The organism is Streptomyces sp. NBC_00271 (assembly GCF_036178845.1).
GTDB lineage: Bacteria > Actinomycetota > Actinomycetes > Streptomycetales > Streptomycetaceae > Streptomyces.
The window spans coordinates 10,554,366-10,569,965 of the sequence record NZ_CP108070.1 but is presented as its reverse complement, the minus strand read 5'-3'; the positions used below and the strand labels follow the sequence as shown (position 1 = coordinate 10,569,965).

The window sequence follows — 15,600 nt, the reverse complement described above, 5'->3', positions numbered from 1 at the left end:
CCTCATCGTCCGCGTCCTTTCCCGGTACGTGCGGCATCCGCCGACCGCAGGTCCGGCCACCCTCCCGGACGCCGAGAGGGGTAGCAGCCACCACACAAACAGGACGCACGATCCACGATTCCCTGAATTCAGGAATCTATGTATCGTTGGGCTTGTGTTGACCATCGCTTCCGACATCGACGCCCTGGCCCGCTTCGGCCGTGCGCTCGCCGACCCGATCCGGTGCCGCATCCTTCTGGCTCTGCGGGAGGCGCCCGCGCACCCGGCGGCACTTGCCGACCAGCTGGAGATCTCCCGCACCCGTCTGTCGAACCACCTCGCCTGCCTGCGCGACTGCGGCATCGTCGTCGCCGTCCCGGAAGGGCGGCGCGTGCGTTACGAGCTGGCGGACGCCCGCCTCGGCCACGCCCTGGACGACCTGCGCGGTGTCGTCCTGGCCGTCGAGGCCGACCGCACCTGCGTCGACGCCGACGAGGAGGGCTGCTGCTGATGGCGACGTCGGTCTCCCTCGGCCCGGCACCGGACCGCCGCGCCCAACTGGTTCGTCGCATCCGCCTGCTGGTCGCCGCCACCATCACCTACAACATCATCGAGGCGATCGTCGCGATCACGGCGGGCACCGTCGCCTCCTCCACCGCGCTGGTCGGCTTCGGCCTGGACTCGGTCATCGAGGTTTCCTCCGCTGCGGCGGTCGCCTGGCAGTTCTCCGCCTCCGATCGCGACGTACGCGAAGCCCGGGAGAAGACCGCGCTGCGCATCATCGCGTTGTCCTTCTTCGCGCTCGCCGCGTACGTCGCGATCGACTCCGTCCGCGCCCTGACGGGAACCGGAGAGGCGCAGCACTCCACGCCGGGGATCGCGCTGGCAGCCCTCTCCCTCGCGATCATGCCGTTCCTGTCCGCCGACCAGCGCCGCGCCGGACGCGAACTAGGCTCCGCCTCCGCCGTCGCCGACTCCAAGCAGACCCTGCTCTGCACCTACCTCTCGGCCGTCCTCCTGGTCGGCCTGCTCGCCAACTCCCTGCTGGGCTGGACCTGGGCCGACCCCATCGCCGCCCTCGTGATCGCCGTCGTCGCGGTCAAGGAAGGCCGCGAGGCCTGGCGCGGCGACGACTGCTGCGCCCCCACCGGCCTCACGGCGCTCAAGGAGACCGACGGCACGACGGATCCCTGCGGTTGCGCCCCCGGGTGCTCGTGCTGCAACTGAGCCGACCGCGATCTGCGGCCGCCCCTCAACTCCCCTAGCCGAGAGCTCAGCCCACAGCCCGACCACCCGGTGAACCACAACGCAACGCCGTGACTCCGGAAGGCACCAAGGCACGGCGGTGCGGCGGCAGCAGCTTGCTTGGCGGCACCGCGCCCAAAGTCACCATGTCAGCCCTGATAGCCAAGTCCTCGATGTGGCCTCGAAGGCGTTCAACGAAGCCGAACGCTACCCACCGCCAGGGCGACCCGCCCCAGATACGCGAGGAGTTCGGCCACAGCCGCTGATCCCACCAGCCGGAAGGAGCCCCAAGGCACACCCACGAGCGGAGACACGAAACGAGCCTGCGCACTTCCAGCACCCGAGCTCGCCCACATCTCCACAGGTCAGGACCCTGACAGTGGTATCGCGCCCTGCCCTGACACCTCAGACGGTCCGTGTGAGTAGCAGATTCAAAGCTGCTCCGTGCGTCGGGGCCAAAGCCAACGAGGCAAGGAAGGAACCTACGCCACACCGTTCCACGCCCTCCGGGCCACTGTAGGGCCACTTGATCTTGCTCTGATGGGACAAAGAGAGCCACCAGGTAACCCTCAGCAATCCCGATCGTTCACATCACCGCAGGTCAGGACCTTGAATGTAACGATCACGCGGCGCCAGCGGATCCAAGAGAGAAGCTGCGAGCAGCAGATTCCCTCCGTTGAACCAAAGTTGACACTTCGACTGCCCGGGAAGATGTTTCGCAGGTCAGGGCATGCTTCTGGTGGGGCGGGTGGGACTCGAACCCACGGCCGACGGATTATGAGTCCTTTGAGGATCGTCCGCGATCTTGCCGATCCTGCCTTAAGCTTCCCTTTTTCGCAGGCCAGGGCCATGTGTTTATACGGCGACACTCAGGCCCTTCCTGATCTCTCCCGGTCGTTCCGGCCCCTTGCAGGCACCCGGGCCCCGTCCGGGCCCCTGCAGGCCACTAGGGGGAACCCCCATCAGGCAATTTGGATGGGACTCGGCTGCGCAGCTCGACCGCTTCCTGACGGCCTACGAGGAGGTCTACGCCGACGCTCCGTACAACGAGGGCCCCTCAGATGTCGCCGAGTTCATCGACCACTACGCCGTACACGCCCGCCGCGTCGGCATGCGGCTCGTCCTCGCCGCCGAAAACCAGGAAGTCGTCGGCTTCACGTACGGCTACTACCTGGCCCCAGACACTCGCTGGTGGCGCAACCTTCAGGACGTCACCCTGCCCGACGACTACACCCGCGAGGACGGCCGCCGTACGTTCGTCGTCATCGAGCCGGCCGTACGCAAGGCCTGGCGACGCGGCGGCGTCGCCGCCGCGCTGCACGCGCAGCTCATCGGGGACCTGGACGCCGGGCGAGTGACCCTGACCGTCCGGCCGGAGGCCGAAGCCGAGGCCGCCCGGAGTGCGTACAAGGCATGGGGATACCGAAAGGTGGGCGTCTCCCGCCCGTGGGTCGGGCACCGCTGTACGACTGCATGGTTCGCGATCTCAGCTGAGCTCGCTGCAGTCCCGAGGGTGGACGCGCCGTTCTACGACGCAATGATGCTCACCCTGGGCTAGGGAGCGTTTTATAAGTTGGTGGCGTGCTCCGGGGGCCAGGTGTGCGCCGTAGACGGTCTGGAGAAACGCGTTCCGCGTCAGTCACTGTCAGTGGTCCCGCATACGGTTCTCCAATGGGTCATCAGCGGTCGTCGCCTCGCCAAGAGGACAACTTCACAGTCCGGGAGACCGGGCAACGCTCCCTGCGAGCCAGCGATATGGGTGGGTGTGTTCCACGGATGTGCGCATCCTGCCTGGGTGGAGATCACACGTGAGCGAAACTCCGATGCACGAGGCAGGAGACGTACGAGAGGCGTGGGGCCGGGTAACCGCGTGGCTTGAACGGAACGACCCTGAAGCTCTCGCTGCGCTCGGCGGCCCGGGGAGCCATGCGGCCATTAGCGAAGCCGAACTGCACATGGGTCTGAAGCTGCCAGGGGAGATGTGGCAGTGGCTGCTGGCGAACGACATCGATGCCGGCAGGCAACCCGATGGCCAATCGTGTCTGGTGACGCTGGGGTGCGAGGTAGCAGCCATCCCCGGCGGCCATCTCCTTCTTGGCCTGACGAATATTCAGCGGGTCTACCTCAGCCAGATGGGCTTGGAAGAAATGCGGCCGTCCGCAGACCTCAACTATCCGTTCTGGCGTCGTGAGTGGGTGCCAATCGCCGCGGAGCGCGACGGTCTCTACGGGACGTTTCTGGACACGCTCAACGGAACCATCGGAACGTGGGCTGAAGCCTACGGTCCCGAGGAGGGCATATACGCCTCGTTGTTCGCTTTCTTCCAAGAGGCAGCGGACCGGCTGGAAGGGGTCTCCTCGGGAGACTGGAGAGGCCCCGGCAAGTCTGCAAGACCCCGTAAGCTCGATCCCCGTCCGGAAGACGAGCCGATACGCCTCTGGGCACGCACCAACGGCTATCTGGTAAATGATCGTGGACGCATCCCTGCGGTCATCCGCGAGGCTTACGAGGCATCACGGAGGTGAGCACCAGAGCCGGCTGTCCCGTTCAGCGACCATCGGCTGGTCACAGCCATTCGTTGATTGCAGCAACGAGGACGGTGGCCTCGAAGCGGACCGCAAGTTTGTCGAAGCGGCAGGCCACCGCCCGGTTCCGCTTCAAGCGGTTGATTCCGCACTCAACCGCGTGCCGGGGTGCGATTGCACCACCAGCGCCAGCGACCGACCGCACCATTACGTGAACGGCCGATCACTTTGAACCTATATCACTCACCGTCCCGATGGGTAGGTTCGTCGTCACGCTTCGTCATGAGCAGCGCTCGCTGCCGCTCGACGACGATCCGGAGTCGTGCGGGGAGGAGTCCCAGGGGCACGCGCTCCAGGAGCCACCGCGTGACATCGCGGGCGCGGCCACCGGCGTACAGCGCGGCCACGGTCTGGAAGACGCCCATCAGGAAGCCGCCGCCAGGCCCTGGGAAACCGCTGCCGGACCCCGAGAGACCGCGCCAGACCGCGAAGGCGATACCGCCGAAGCCAACTACCGCGATCATCGCGGCGGTCGCGGCAGACGACGCGACGTCGCCGAGGACTCGGGCAGTCTTACGCGCGGCAGAGCGAATCGACCCGCCCATGCCGTTGCGACCGTTGCCACCCTCGGGCGACCGCCCGGCTTCCGCGAGGACCTGAGCGTGGAGCTCCTGCCACACCTCCTCGTCCGGGAAGTCGTCCGAGTCCGGCGATTTCGCCGCGTGCACCTTCCGCATGTGCTGGGTGAGCGGCCGGAAGAAGCCAGCCCATGACGGCACCGACTTGCTGCCGGTGGCGAACCGCGACCAGCCGGACGGGGACAGCTTGCTGTCTTCGCAGAGCGACTTGCGGGTCTCCCCGGCCGGAATGTGCTCGTCCAAAAGCCGGACGAAAAGCTTGCGGGCCTCGCCAGCCTCTGGAGGCGGATTCTTACGGGGCCGGCCTCGGACGCCCTTGACCGGATTCTCGTTGGTCGTCACAGCCACCCCAGGGCGTTCGCGATACCCACGGCGACGAACACGGCCACTACCTGGAGGGCGAAGAAGGTCAGCGGCTTGGTGACGTCGACGGCCTTGATCCGCTCGATGAACAGGGCAGGGTGGACGGGTGCGAAGTTCAGGAGTTTCGCCATCCGTTCGGCCAGGACGGCGAAGAGGAGGGCCATGATCACGTGACCCCATACACCCAGATCTTCGAACATCACTTCTAGAAGATGAGTCATGACTCTCCGCAGTCGCACCACACTGTGCCGGTGAGCCGAACCCGCAAAACGTGTACGGGGGCGGCGGGAGATGCGAGACTGCGCGTGCGTGCGTAGGGGGCCTTGCTCCTCGGCCTACCAAACGTCTGGCGCTTGGCCCCTTTCGCGTCCTTGCTGATTCACCGGCTCTCAGCGGGTTGCGAGTGACAGTAGCAACGCCGGTGCCTCTTCTCCGCCTTGAAAGCCGTCATCGGCAAAGTGCGCAATTAATCGGGGCGTTGGAGCTGGCCGTCCCTCTTCGCCTCGGCCAGCCGTCACGGTTCATGAACGCAGGTCACGGGCTCGATCGCATCGTATGGCTGTCCTGAGTGACGGTCACCGACCCGGCCTTTTGCAGGAATCGGCTCACTGCCCCAAGGAATGCGGGCTTCTGTCAATTCGGTTCCGCAGCCATCCGGAATCGGGGCTGGAGCATGCCTGTGGCCGCCTTTCGGCGGCCACAGGGAGAGGGGAGAGGACTCGGGGGCTGGTCGGCTTGGACGGGCGTGGGCGCCTCGAACAGCCAGGCCTGGCCCGGGTGGTGAGCCGGGGCGGGCTCGTCGGCCGCCTGGTGGGCGAGGTGCTCGGCGACCGTCCAGTTCCACCAGGCGGGCCGGCCGTTGCGGGGCCCGCCGGAGAGGATGAACCGGTCGGCGCGGACGTCGTGCACGGTGCCACCAGCCAGCAAGACCAGTGATCGAGTGCCCAAGCCGCTTCGGAGGCGGCCACCGCCGTGGCAAGGTCGGCGCGGAGGGCTTCGTCGCGCTCCCAGCAGTTGCCCCTGGCGGCGGCCGCGGGGCCGACGCCGACGTCCGGACGTGCCCACGTCCAGGCGCACCCGGACGGTGTCCTCCCTGGTCACAGCCTTGCCGAGGACGACGCCGTCCCCGCACGACTCTTCCAACTCGCCCCACCTACTGGGGGCTTCGGCCTCGAGTAGCACCCGGTTGGAATGTGGACGAGCGTTCTCGGGCCCGATGTCAGGGGCCGGCCAGCAGCGCCTCCAATGCCAGCGCCGTATCGGGATGACGACCGAGCAGCGCCGCCCCGGACGAGACGGGGGCCGCCGTCCGCCACGTACCGTCGCAACCCAGCAGACTCGCCACCGCGTCGCACGTCGCGGGGTGGGCGGCGAGCAGCACGGCACCGGGGCCGTCGTCAGCGCCGCCCGCCGAGGGCGCCTGCGGCTCCGACTGTGCTCGCCACGGCGGCACCCACGCGTCCAGCGCCGCCAGCCGGCCGGGGAAGATGCGTCCGGCCTCCCGGATCAGCAGCGGGGCCAGCTCTGTGCCGCTCGCACGCAGAGTGGTGATCAGGGTGGGCAGCCAGGGCAGGAGCACCGGGTCCGGCAGCCGTCCGAACGCGTTAGACACCGCTTCCACGACGAAGTCGGTGAGGGCCGGGACGGGCTCCAGGGCGTGTACGAAGCCGCTGAGGTAGCGCGGATAGGCGGGCACCACCAGAGGGTTGCCGAGCAGTTCGTCGCACCTCGTGCGAAGGTCGGCGCGGGAGAGGTTCCCGAGCTGTGTCTGCGCCGCCCACAGCAGCGCCGTCTTCGAGGGGTCCGCAGGATGCGACTGGCCGACGGCCAGCTCCAGTTGGGTACGGTCGCAGCCCAGCGACAGCGCCAGGCTCTCCATGCTGAACAGGAAGCCGAGCATCGCCGCCACGTGCCGGACGGTGGCGTCCTCGTCGGTGAACGCCGTGGGCAGCAGGGTGCAGTAGTGCGCGTACCCGGTCTTGACGAAGGACTCGATCCATGGGGGCAGCGTCGGTTCGCTGGTGCGGTAGTACGCCAGCAGCCGTCGCGCCCGGCGCAGCACCTCCGGCGCGCCGTCGACGCTGCGTTCGGTCGCCAGCACCTCCAGCGCTCGGGTGCCCAGTTCGTCCGTGAGGCGGCGGCTGCGCAGATACAGCGTCGCGTCCTCGACGGTCCCCAGTACGGTCGCCGTGGTGGCCTGCGGGCCGTACGCCGTCCGCCGCAGACGCTGTTCAAGGACCTGTTCGATGCTGACGCCCTCGTAGCCGAGCTCGATGAGCGCCCGCTGGTGGGTGCCCAGCGCCAGGTCCCACGACTCCTGGATCGACCGCTCCCCCAGCGTCCGCTCGCCCATGATCGGCCGCGCGGCACCCTGGGGCAACAGATGGCGGAGCATCCACAGCACGTCGGAGCAACGCTCCAGTTCCGGCTGAGCGGCTATGTTCAGCAACGCCCTCTGCACGCCCCGCTGTTGGAGTTTCAGGTTCAGCGGCGCGAGCCGGTCGTGCACGTCGCGCGCCAGCGGTGGCAGCGCGTCGTAGCCGACCTGGCCGACCCGGTCGCCGCCCATCATGATCTCCACGAGCCGGCGTACATCGCGCCGGCCCGGCACGGTGTCCTTCTCGATGCAGGTGACGGCCGCGTCCTGGAAGTCGTACGGCGTCGGCCTGGCCCGGTCACGCATCCCGGCCAGCAGGATCGACGTCTCGAACACGGCGATGGCGTCGGCGGTGGAGGCGAGGTAGCCGTTACGGCGCGCTGCCCGCACGATCTCCACGGACCAGCCGAGCAGTTCGTCCTCGTCCAGCCGGTCGAGGACGGGCGGCCGCCGCAGGAAGCCGGTCAGCTTGTCCGCGGGTGGGAGCGCCGGTACCGCAGCCGCCGCGGCCACGGTCTTCTTCGCCCTCGACTTCTTCGCGCCCGCCTGTCCCGCCAGGCGGTAGGGTTGCACACGGGTGCGGCTGACGTTCTTCGCCCAGACGGTCGCGGCGATCGACACCGAACCGGCGGCGAGGCCGAACTGCGCCTCGATCGCCGCGTGGCTGGACGGGATCAGGCCGTGCTGCCACTTGGTCGCGCTGCGCGGGGCGATCTCGAAGGTGTCGGTGCCGTGAACGCCGAACTCCTCGACCCGGCTGGCCGCGTGGAAGGCTCCGCAGACATACAGGCAGTCGTCGGGATCGGTGCCGGTCGCCGTCAGGTGCTCGCGCATCCTGGTCCACATGTAGCGCTCGCGGTCCTCGTCCACCCGCACCCGGTGCGGGTCGCCGGGTGCGAGGCGCCGGAAGAGGCTGCCGATCAGGAGCATCACCTGGCGGTAGGTGTCGTGGTCGCTGTCGCCGAGCGGCAGTTCGACGTACTGGTGCCACCACTCCGACCAGTGCCGCACCCTGCCGTGCCGCAGCAGGTGTTCCTCCAGTTCGGCGAAGCGCGGGCGCAGGTCGCCGATCTCCACGCCGACCGCGTCGCCGTGCAGCGCGGCCTCCTCCTCGACGGGCGGGGCGTCGGGGTCGGCGGGCTCGTCGGTATGCGTCCCGCGTGCGTCCCACTGGAAGACGTGGTCCGAGGAACGGTCGACGAGGACGAGTTCGACGCCCGGCGTGTCCAGTGCGTAGGCGATCGCCTGGTACTCGGCGGAGGCCTCGGTGATCGGTGCGACCACCGACAGCGGGGACCACTCGGCCGGAAAGCCGTCGATCTCGGTCGCGAAGGCCTGGACCGCCACCGGGAGCCTGCAGTTGCGCAGTTCGGTCAGCAGCGGCGCCATGTCCTCACACAGCTCCAGGTACACGACCTTCGGCTGCTTCTCCCGCAGACGGCGTGCCATGGCCAGCGCCGAGGCGGGCGAGTGGTGGCAGACGGGGAAGATCTCCAGGGGCTCGCGCACCGCGCGGTCGACGTCCTCGACGATGCCGAGGAGGATGCCCTCCAGGGCGTCGGGCCCGTCGGCCAGCGTCGCGGCGGCCCCCTGCAACTGCGCGCGCAGCGCTTCGAAGGTGCCCTCGTGCGTGGTCTTGTGCGTGCTCTTGTGTGCGCCGCTCATGGTCCCGTCCCGCGTGCTCTCGGGCGCGCCGCTCATGACAGGGTGGCGATCGCGTCGCGGCCGCCCTCCAGGAACTCCGGCCAGGATCCGCCCTCTTCCTTGCTGCGCGGCTCGACCACGCCGTGCAGGTACTTGTTGAGGATGGCCAGGTCCTCGGGCTCGCGCCGGGCCAGTGACCCGACGAGCGAGGAGGCCAGGGTGTGGGCGGTCAGGGCGCGTTCGCCGAAGAAGTTGCTGTGCAGGATCGCGTCCTCGAGCACGCCGATCTGCTCGGCGGTGGACAGTGCGGACTCCAGCTTCTCGTCGTCGCTGCCGGCCGCGGCCGCGGAGGCGCGCAGGTCGGCGAAGCTCTGCAGCAGCACGTCGAGCAGGGTCGGGGGCACGTCCAGCTCGATCTGGTGACGGCCCAGCAGTTCCTCGGTGCGGAAGCGGACGATCTCCGCCTCGCTCTTCTTGTTCGTCACCACGGGGATGCGTACGAAGTTGAAGCGGCGCTTGAGCGCCGAGGACAGGTCGTTGACGCCCCGGTCACGGCTGTTGGCGGTGGCGATGATCGAGAACCCGGGCTGGGCGAAGACGATGTTGTCGCTGTCCAGCTCCGGGACCGAGATGTACTTCTCGGACAGGATCGAGATCAGCGCGTCCTGGACGTCGCTGGTGGAGCGGGTGAGTTCCTCGAAACGGCCGATCGCACCGGTCTCCATCGCGGTCATGATCGGCGAGGGGATCATCGACTCCCGCGACTGCCCCTTGGCGATGACCATGGACACGTTCCAGGAGTACTTGATGTGGTCCTCGGTGGTGCCGGCCGTACCCTGCACCACCAGCGTGGAGTTGCGGGAGATCGCGGCGGACAGCAGCTCGGCCAGCCAGCTCTTGCCGGTGCCGGGGTCGCCGATGAGCAGCAGACCGCGGTCGGAGGCGAGCGTGACGATGGAGCGTTCGACGAAGCTGCGGTCACCGAACCACTTCTGCGAGATCTCCCGGTCCAGGCCGTCGGAACGCTCGGAGCCCAGGATGAACAGACGGACCATCTTCGGGGACAGCCGCCAGGAGAAGGGCTTGGGGTTGTCGTCGATGGACTCCAGCCAGTCCAGTTCCTCGGCGAACTTGATCTCGGCGGGGGCGCGCAACAGGTCGGACATCACGGGGCCTTTCTGAACGGAGAAAAGATGAGCGAGGAGTGTCTGAGCGGGCGGGACGCCTAGGCGAGGAACGTCTTGAGCTCGTGGACGAGCTTGCGGATGTGGCCGGAGAGCACCGGCGTACCGAGGTCCTTGAAGCGCTCCCGGAACCACGGGTTGACGCTGCCGCGGCCGGAGCTGGTCACCGAGCCGACCGGAATGAACTTGGCTCCCGAGCGGTGGATGGCGGCCATGCTGTCGAACAGCGGCTCGGACCGCCATTCGTAGAAGTCGGAGATCCACACCACGACGGTGTTGCGGGGCTCGGCGATCTTCGGCTGGGCCAGGGCCATGGCGACCGTGCCGTCGGTGCCGCCCCCGAGGTTGGTGCGCAGCAGGGTCTCGAAGGGGTCGTGCACCCATGCGGTGAGGTCGAGCGCCTGGGTGTCGTACGCGATCAGGTGGACGTCCACCTTGGGCAGTCCGGCGAATATGGATGCCAGGATGGTGCAGTTCACCATCGAGTCGACCATCGAGCCCGACTGGTCCACGACGACGATCAGCCGTTGGGGCGTCGTCTTGCGTGCGGTGTGCCGGTAGTAGAGGCGGTCGACGTACAGCCGCTCCTCCTCCGGGCTCCAGTTGGTGAGGTTCTTCCAGATCGTGCGGTCGAGGTCGAGGTTGCGGAACACCCGCTTGGGCGGGACCGAGCGGTCCAGCGCGCCCACCGAGGTCTTCTCCACCTGGGTGCGCAGTACTTGGGCGACCTCGTCGACGAATCGGCGGATCAGGGCCTTGGCGTTGGCCAGAGCCACACCCGAGAGGTTGTTCTTGTCCCGCAGCAGCTGTTCGATCAGCGACATGCTCGGTGTCAGCTGCGCGGCGAGCTTGGGATCGGCCAGCACCTCGCGCAGGCGCATCCGCTTGACGAGATCGGCCTCGATCGCGCCGAGTTCCGGGCCGATCGCCGGAATCAGCCGACTGAGGTCGGGGGTCGTGCCCGGGCCGCCGGTACCGGTCGGGCTGACCCCGGGTCCCGCGGCGCCTGCCCCGGACCCCGCGCCGGCGCGGCCACCGCGCAGTTCGCCCGGCTTGCAGCCGAGTGCGCGCTCCAGCCAGCCCGCGTCGGACTGCCAGCGCGCCAGCTGTCCGGCGGTGACCGTGCCGGAGCCGGCGGCGAAGACGTTGAGCAGCACCTTCGACACCATTGCCGCGCGCCGCACTTCGGCGGCCCGGTCCCGGGCCTCGTCGTCAGCCTCGGGCACCGTCAGACCGTCGAACTCCTCGGCCAGGTCCGGATGGCGCTGCACGATCGAGTCGACGGAGGCGCCCGGGTCCAGCAACGCGGACGGCAGGCCGATGTCCTCGACGACGGCGAGGCTCGCCGACTCCAGCGTCGCCTGCTCCTCGTGGTCGAAGAGCCGGGCGAGGAGCCGCCAGTACAGAACCTGACGACGGTTGTCGTGAGGGGCGTGAGCGTCGTGGGGGTCCGCTTCGGGGTGGGGTGAGGTCGTCGCGTCGGTCATCTGATCCCTCCGTGGATACTCCGCCCTTCAGGGCGGAGAGGAAACGGACTCCTGCGGAGCCGTGCAGGGAAAGACGATTCGCCGCCAGGGCGGATCGTCGTTCGCGACCAACTTTCCGCAGATTGCCGCAAGTTGATGCGATAGTTTGTGAGCTGTGAGCACTCACGTGAAGCGGGCGTATCGGTACCGCTTCTATCCGACGGATGCGCAGGCAGCGGAGCTGTCGCGCACGTTCGGGTGCGTGCGGAAGGTCTACAACCTGGCGCTCGCAGCCCGCACCCAGGCGTGGGTGACCCGTCAGGAGCGGGTGAACTACAACGCCACCTCCGCGATGCTGACGGCATGGAAGAAGACCGAGGAGCTGGCCTACCTCAACGAGGTGTCCTCGGTCCCCCTCCAGCAGGCGCTGCGGCACCTGCAGACGGCGTTCACCCATTTCTTCGGCAAGCGGGCGAAATACCCGCGGTTCAAGTCGCGCAAGAAGTCGCGCAGGAGTGCGGAGTACACCACCAGCGCATTCCGCTTCCGTGACGGAGCGCTGACACTGGCGAAGATGACCGAGCCGCTGGCCGTCGTGTGGTCGAGGCCGCTGCCCGAGGGCATGGCCCCGTCCACCGTGACCGTCTCGCAGGACGCGGCGGGACGCTGGTTCGTCTCCCTGCTGTGCGACGACCCCGGCGTCAAGCCGCTCCCGGCGAGGGGGAATGCGGTCGGCATCGACGCCGGGCTGGAGCATCTTCTGACCCTCTCGACCGGGGAGAAGATCACCAACCCCCGGCACGAGCGCCGTGACCGTGCCGCTCTGGCCAAGGCACAGCGTCGTCTGGCGAAGAAGGAGAAGGGCTCGGCGAACCGAGCCAGGGCCCGGCTCAAGGTCGCGAAGATCCATGCGCGGATCGCTGACCGGCGCCGCGACACGCTGCACAAGCTGACCACTCGACTCGTTCGTGAAAACCAAACGATCGTGATCGAGGACCTGACCGTGCGCAACATGGTCAAAAACGGGAAACTGGCCCGCGCCATCAGCGACGCGGCGTGGAGCGAGTTCAGGAGCATGCTGGAGTACAAAGCCCAGTGGTACGGGCGCGAGGTGATCGTGGTGGACCGGTGGTTCCCCTCCTCCAGGCTGTGCTCCGCCTGCAACACCCTGCAGGACACGATGCCGCTGCACGTCCGCACCTGGACGTGCGACTGCGGCATGACCCACGACCGCGACGTGAACGCGGCGCACAACCTTCTGGCCGCCGGGCTGGCGGTGACAGTCTGTGGAGCTGGCGTAAGACCTCAACGGAGTACTCCGGACAGGCAGTCGGCGACGAAGCAGAAACCCTCACGGCGCGAGCCGTAAGAATCCCCCTCCTTCAGGAAGGGGAGAAGTCAATTCCGCAGCAGCCTTCCGGCGCGCTCCCGCAGCATGGCCACGGCGTCGGTGGCGGCCTTTTCGGCCTTGACGCCGACCTTGTCGGTCGTGCCCCCGGCCCATGCCCCGGCGTGGAGGGCGACGGGCTTCTTCCGCACGGTCGTCTCGACGGCCAAAGGCTGGACGCGATACGTGCCGGCGTCCCAGCGGAGCAGCCCTATGCAGGCGTTCGACGTCGCGACGGCCTCGGGGGTGAGCGGGCCGGCGGTAGGAACGCGGTCGGTGTCGACGGCGAGGGGGTGCCCGGCGACCGTGAACGTCATCGTCTCGTCCTCCTTCTGGACGGCGTAGCCCTCCAGGAACACAGGGACGGCGATGCGCGTCGGGTGCCGGTCCAGCGGTGCGGTCGCCGGGTCGGTGGCGGTGGGCAGGGCGACGCGGGCGGTGGTGAAGGCGTCGGCGGGCTCGCTCGGACGGGCGTGCTCGTCGCTCCAGATCAGGTCGCCCTCGGCGGTGACCGGCATGTCGCTGAGCTCCATGGAGCGGCCTTCGCCGGCGGCTGCCAGAAGCGACATGTGCGGCCGCAGCAGCTGCCAGAGGCCGGCTCCGACGACCGTGTCGGGCTTCGGCACCGACACGGTGGCGCGCACCAGGCCGGGCGCGGAGCCGTCGGCGGGTTCGAACACCGCGTGGACCTGGGCCTGTGCCGCGGTCGCGTGTTCCTGCAGGTCGACTCCCAGGGGCAGCAGGCGACCGGTGGCGGTACCCGGCGCGGGCGCCTCGGCGGCACCGGGCAGCGTCAGCAGCATCCCGCGTGACCAGAGGTCGCCCCAGCGGCGCGCCGGGATCCTCTCGAGGGCGGAGCCCGGGCAGGACGCCGCGAGTTCGGCGGCGAAGCCGTCGAGGAGCGTCGCCGGTCGGCGCAGGGACGGGTCCGGAAGCATCGCGGAGACGACCTGCGCCGCCCCGGAGACCACCTCGTGGTCGATGCCCTGCCATCCGGCGCGTGCGAGATCGCAGAGCCAGGCCCGAGCGGCGGCGAGCAGGTTCGCCGCCTGCCGCCCACCGGTTGCCGGGACGGTCTCCTCGCCGCGGGGGCGACCGGTCGCCTCGGTGACGCGGGTCATCAGTGCGTCGTGGACGGAGCCGAGCAGTGCGGTGCGGGCGGCGGCGAGGGCGACGAAGTGGTCTTCGCCCGCTGCTCCGGCCGCCGCCTTCGCCGCCGCCTCGGAGACCCGGGCGGCCAGTGGTGTCCCCGCGACGGCGTGCGCGAGCTCGGTCAGACCCGCGGCCTGGGCGGGTTGCGGACGGAGCAGGCCCGCGACGAGAGCCTGGTCGAAGGCGTCGACGGCCGCCAGCGCTTCGTCGAGGCCGGCGACGGGGTCGGAGAGCAGGTCCGCGCGCATCACGCCACCGCCCTGGTCGGCGGGAACCACTGCATCTCCGGCAACGGCGCGGTGGTCGGGGCGAGTTCGAGATAGGCCAGGTGGCGCAGGAACCGGCTGAAGACGGGCGCCGCGGCCTTGGTGTCTCCCTGCGCCGGTCGTGTGGTGTCCATGGCGTGGGCGATGGTCTGTCCGCTCAGCTCGCCGTCCGCGAGCTCGACCCTCAGATAGCGGGCGACGCGCTCGGCGCCGTACTGAAGCACCGCCTCGTTGATCAGGGCCCGGATGTGATTGCAGAACATGCCCCGCGCGCCGCCGCAGGGGCGGTTGTTGTTGGTGCTGCAGGCGAACGCGTAGGTGCCGGCCGCGACCGACGAGACGTAGACCCGCTCGATGTCCGAACCGCTGGACACCACACCCTGGAGGCGTCCGTCGGCCAGCTCGACGAAGGGCACCTTGGCGAGCTTCCGCGGCCGCGCGGGCACGGTCACCCGTGCCGTACTCGACCTCTCCCAATCCGACAACGCACCATCTCCTATGCATCAGAGGGGACTTCCACACCACTTCGGCGGGACACGACTGAACATAGCGGCGACCACTGACAACGCCGTTTCGCGGACGACCGCCGAGGTGGGCAAGGTCGGTGCGCGACGCCTGCTCATCGACGGACCGCGGCATATGGTGCCGATCACGACCGGCGAGAAGGACTCGAAGCCGGCCTCGTCTCGGTGCTGCACAGGCGAGGCAGACACCGAACTGAGGGTTCTCCGTCCTTCCTGCGTCGCCCGAGTACTGCCGCTGCACGCCTGTCGACCACATGCCCTTCTTGCGGATGCCGTGCTGAAGCGCCCCGCTCCCCCGGCATCACGCCAGAGGAAAAGCAGGTGCCTCCTCATGCCCCGTACAGGCAGGATGCCAACATGTCTACCGACGTCAGTGGCATGATCGAGTGTCGACCAGGTGCCCGCCTCTGGGGTCCCGACGACGAGGACTCCGTGTGGCACGCCGCCATCGACCTCTTCCTGCTCAACGACGGCAACGCCTACGGCGCCCTCGCCTGCCTCTTCGGTATCCGCAATTCCTTCGGCTTCCGCCCTCTGGCCGAAGGCCGCGGCTTTCCAGGCGACGCGTCCGAGGGGCTGAGAACCGAGTACGCGGCCTACGGCGGCTCCGCCGACGTACATGGGACAACGCGGATCACCTGGGCCGAACTCGCCTCCGCCGGCTGGCAGGAAGCAGACAGCTCCGGCACGCGGAGTCGAGACATGGTGGCCGGAGACGGCACCCGCTGGGGACCTGTCTGGAGCGTCATGCGCACACTCGGCGAACTCCACGGAGCGGACAACGTCCGACTTGTCGTCTGGTTCCACTGACCCCTGTCAGCGGCGGAGTGCCGCCTGACCCACGGAAGGC

The 15,600-nt window shown here is 68.7% G+C and carries 14 protein-coding genes and 2 pseudogenes; 6 read left to right on the top strand and 10 right to left on the bottom strand.

Going from position 1 to position 15,600, the window contains the following annotated elements:
• Positions 1-154: 154 nt before the first annotated feature.
• The 4 genes from OG798_RS48110 to OG798_RS48095 all read left to right on the top strand — a co-directional run bounded on the left by OG798_RS48110 (position 155) and on the right by OG798_RS48095 (position 3,749).
• A complete protein-coding gene (locus OG798_RS48110; RefSeq protein WP_121413888.1) occupies positions 155-490 on the top strand; it encodes an ArsR/SmtB family transcription factor in 336 nt (111 codons plus the stop codon).
• Positions 490-1,206, top strand: a complete 717-nt coding sequence (locus OG798_RS48105) for a cation transporter (protein ID WP_328759304.1) — start codon at positions 490-492, stop codon at positions 1,204-1,206. Before OG798_RS48110 ends, OG798_RS48105 begins: the two co-directional genes overlap by 1 nt.
• Before the next feature lie 925 nt (positions 1,207-2,131).
• Complete coding sequence (locus tag OG798_RS48100) at positions 2,132-2,782, top strand: GNAT family N-acetyltransferase (RefSeq protein ID WP_328759303.1); 651 nt, start codon at positions 2,132-2,134, stop codon at positions 2,780-2,782.
• A gap of 250 nt (positions 2,783-3,032) precedes the next feature.
• Entirely contained in the window at positions 3,033-3,749 is a 717-nt protein-coding gene (locus tag OG798_RS48095; RefSeq protein ID WP_328759302.1) for an Lsr2 family DNA-binding protein, read from the top strand.
• A gap of 40 nt (positions 3,750-3,789) precedes the next feature.
• Here the strand turns inward: OG798_RS48095 and OG798_RS48090 are convergent.
• The 7 genes and pseudogenes from OG798_RS48090 to OG798_RS48060 form a co-directional block, all read right to left on the bottom strand.
• A pseudogene (locus OG798_RS48090) lies at positions 3,790-3,915 on the bottom strand (IS5 family transposase); the annotation flags it as partial.
• A gap of 73 nt (positions 3,916-3,988) precedes the next feature.
• Positions 3,989-4,729, bottom strand: coding sequence for a hypothetical protein (locus OG798_RS48085; protein WP_328759301.1), 741 nt, complete (start codon positions 4,727-4,729; stop codon positions 3,989-3,991).
• Positions 4,726-4,950 carry a hypothetical protein gene (locus tag OG798_RS48080; protein ID WP_328759300.1) on the bottom strand — a complete coding sequence of 75 codons (225 nt, stop codon included), beginning with the start codon at positions 4,948-4,950 and terminating at the stop codon, positions 4,726-4,728. Before OG798_RS48080 ends, OG798_RS48085 begins: the two co-directional genes overlap by 4 nt.
• Before the next feature lie 433 nt (positions 4,951-5,383).
• Positions 5,384-5,659, bottom strand: coding sequence for a hypothetical protein (locus OG798_RS48075; RefSeq protein ID WP_121413892.1), 276 nt, complete (start codon positions 5,657-5,659; stop codon positions 5,384-5,386).
• Between the two features lie 310 nt (positions 5,660-5,969).
• Positions 5,970-8,792 (bottom strand): hypothetical protein, encoded by a 2,823-nt coding sequence (locus OG798_RS48070; protein ID WP_328759299.1) that lies wholly within the window; start codon positions 8,790-8,792, stop codon positions 5,970-5,972.
• Between the two features lie 32 nt (positions 8,793-8,824).
• On the bottom strand, positions 8,825-9,937 hold the full coding sequence (locus OG798_RS48065) for an ATP-binding protein (protein WP_075030117.1): 1,113 nt from the start codon (positions 9,935-9,937) through the stop codon (positions 8,825-8,827).
• A 59-nt stretch (positions 9,938-9,996) separates the two neighbouring features.
• Positions 9,997-11,442 (bottom strand): vWA domain-containing protein, encoded by a 1,446-nt coding sequence (locus OG798_RS48060; protein WP_328759298.1) that lies wholly within the window; start codon positions 11,440-11,442, stop codon positions 9,997-9,999.
• A gap of 154 nt (positions 11,443-11,596) precedes the next feature.
• Here OG798_RS48060 and OG798_RS48055 point away from each other — a divergent pair, with 154 nt between their 5' ends.
• Entirely contained in the window at positions 11,597-12,790 is a 1,194-nt protein-coding gene (locus OG798_RS48055; protein WP_328759297.1) for an RNA-guided endonuclease InsQ/TnpB family protein, read from the top strand.
• 29 nt (positions 12,791-12,819) lie between these two features.
• Here OG798_RS48055 and OG798_RS48050 read toward each other — a convergent pair whose 3' ends face one another.
• From OG798_RS48050 to OG798_RS56790, 3 genes and pseudogenes are all read right to left on the bottom strand, one after another.
• A complete protein-coding gene (locus OG798_RS48050; RefSeq protein WP_328759296.1) occupies positions 12,820-14,238 on the bottom strand; it encodes a hypothetical protein in 1,419 nt (472 codons plus the stop codon).
• Positions 14,208-14,711 carry a hypothetical protein gene (locus tag OG798_RS48045; protein WP_328759295.1) on the bottom strand — a complete coding sequence of 168 codons (504 nt, stop codon included), beginning with the start codon at positions 14,709-14,711 and terminating at the stop codon, positions 14,208-14,210. Before OG798_RS48045 ends, OG798_RS48050 begins: the two co-directional genes overlap by 31 nt.
• A gap of 166 nt (positions 14,712-14,877) precedes the next feature.
• A pseudogene (locus OG798_RS56790) lies at positions 14,878-15,024 on the bottom strand (IS701 family transposase); the annotation flags it as partial.
• 83 nt (positions 15,025-15,107) lie between these two features.
• Between OG798_RS56790 and OG798_RS48040 the strand changes: the two are divergent.
• Positions 15,108-15,560 (top strand): hypothetical protein, encoded by a 453-nt coding sequence (locus OG798_RS48040; RefSeq protein WP_328759294.1) that lies wholly within the window; start codon positions 15,108-15,110, stop codon positions 15,558-15,560.
• The last annotated feature ends 40 nt before the right edge of the window (positions 15,561-15,600 follow it).

Coding starts and splice junctions, on each gene's coding strand:
- OG798_RS48105 (WP_328759304.1), top strand. CDS start 490: ATGGCGACGTCGGTCTCCCTCGGCCCGGCACCGGACCGCCGCGCCCAA.
- OG798_RS48080 (WP_328759300.1), bottom strand. CDS start 4,950: ATGTTCGAAGATCTGGGTGTATGGGGTCACGTGATCATGGCCCTCCTC.
- OG798_RS48070 (WP_328759299.1), bottom strand. CDS start 8,792: ATGAGCGGCGCACACAAGAGCACGCACAAGACCACGCACGAGGGCACC.
- OG798_RS48065 (WP_075030117.1), bottom strand. CDS start 9,937: ATGTCCGACCTGTTGCGCGCCCCCGCCGAGATCAAGTTCGCCGAGGAA.
- OG798_RS48060 (WP_328759298.1), bottom strand. CDS start 11,442: ATGACCGACGCGACGACCTCACCCCACCCCGAAGCGGACCCCCACGAC.
- OG798_RS48040 (WP_328759294.1), top strand. CDS start 15,108: ATGTCTACCGACGTCAGTGGCATGATCGAGTGTCGACCAGGTGCCCGC.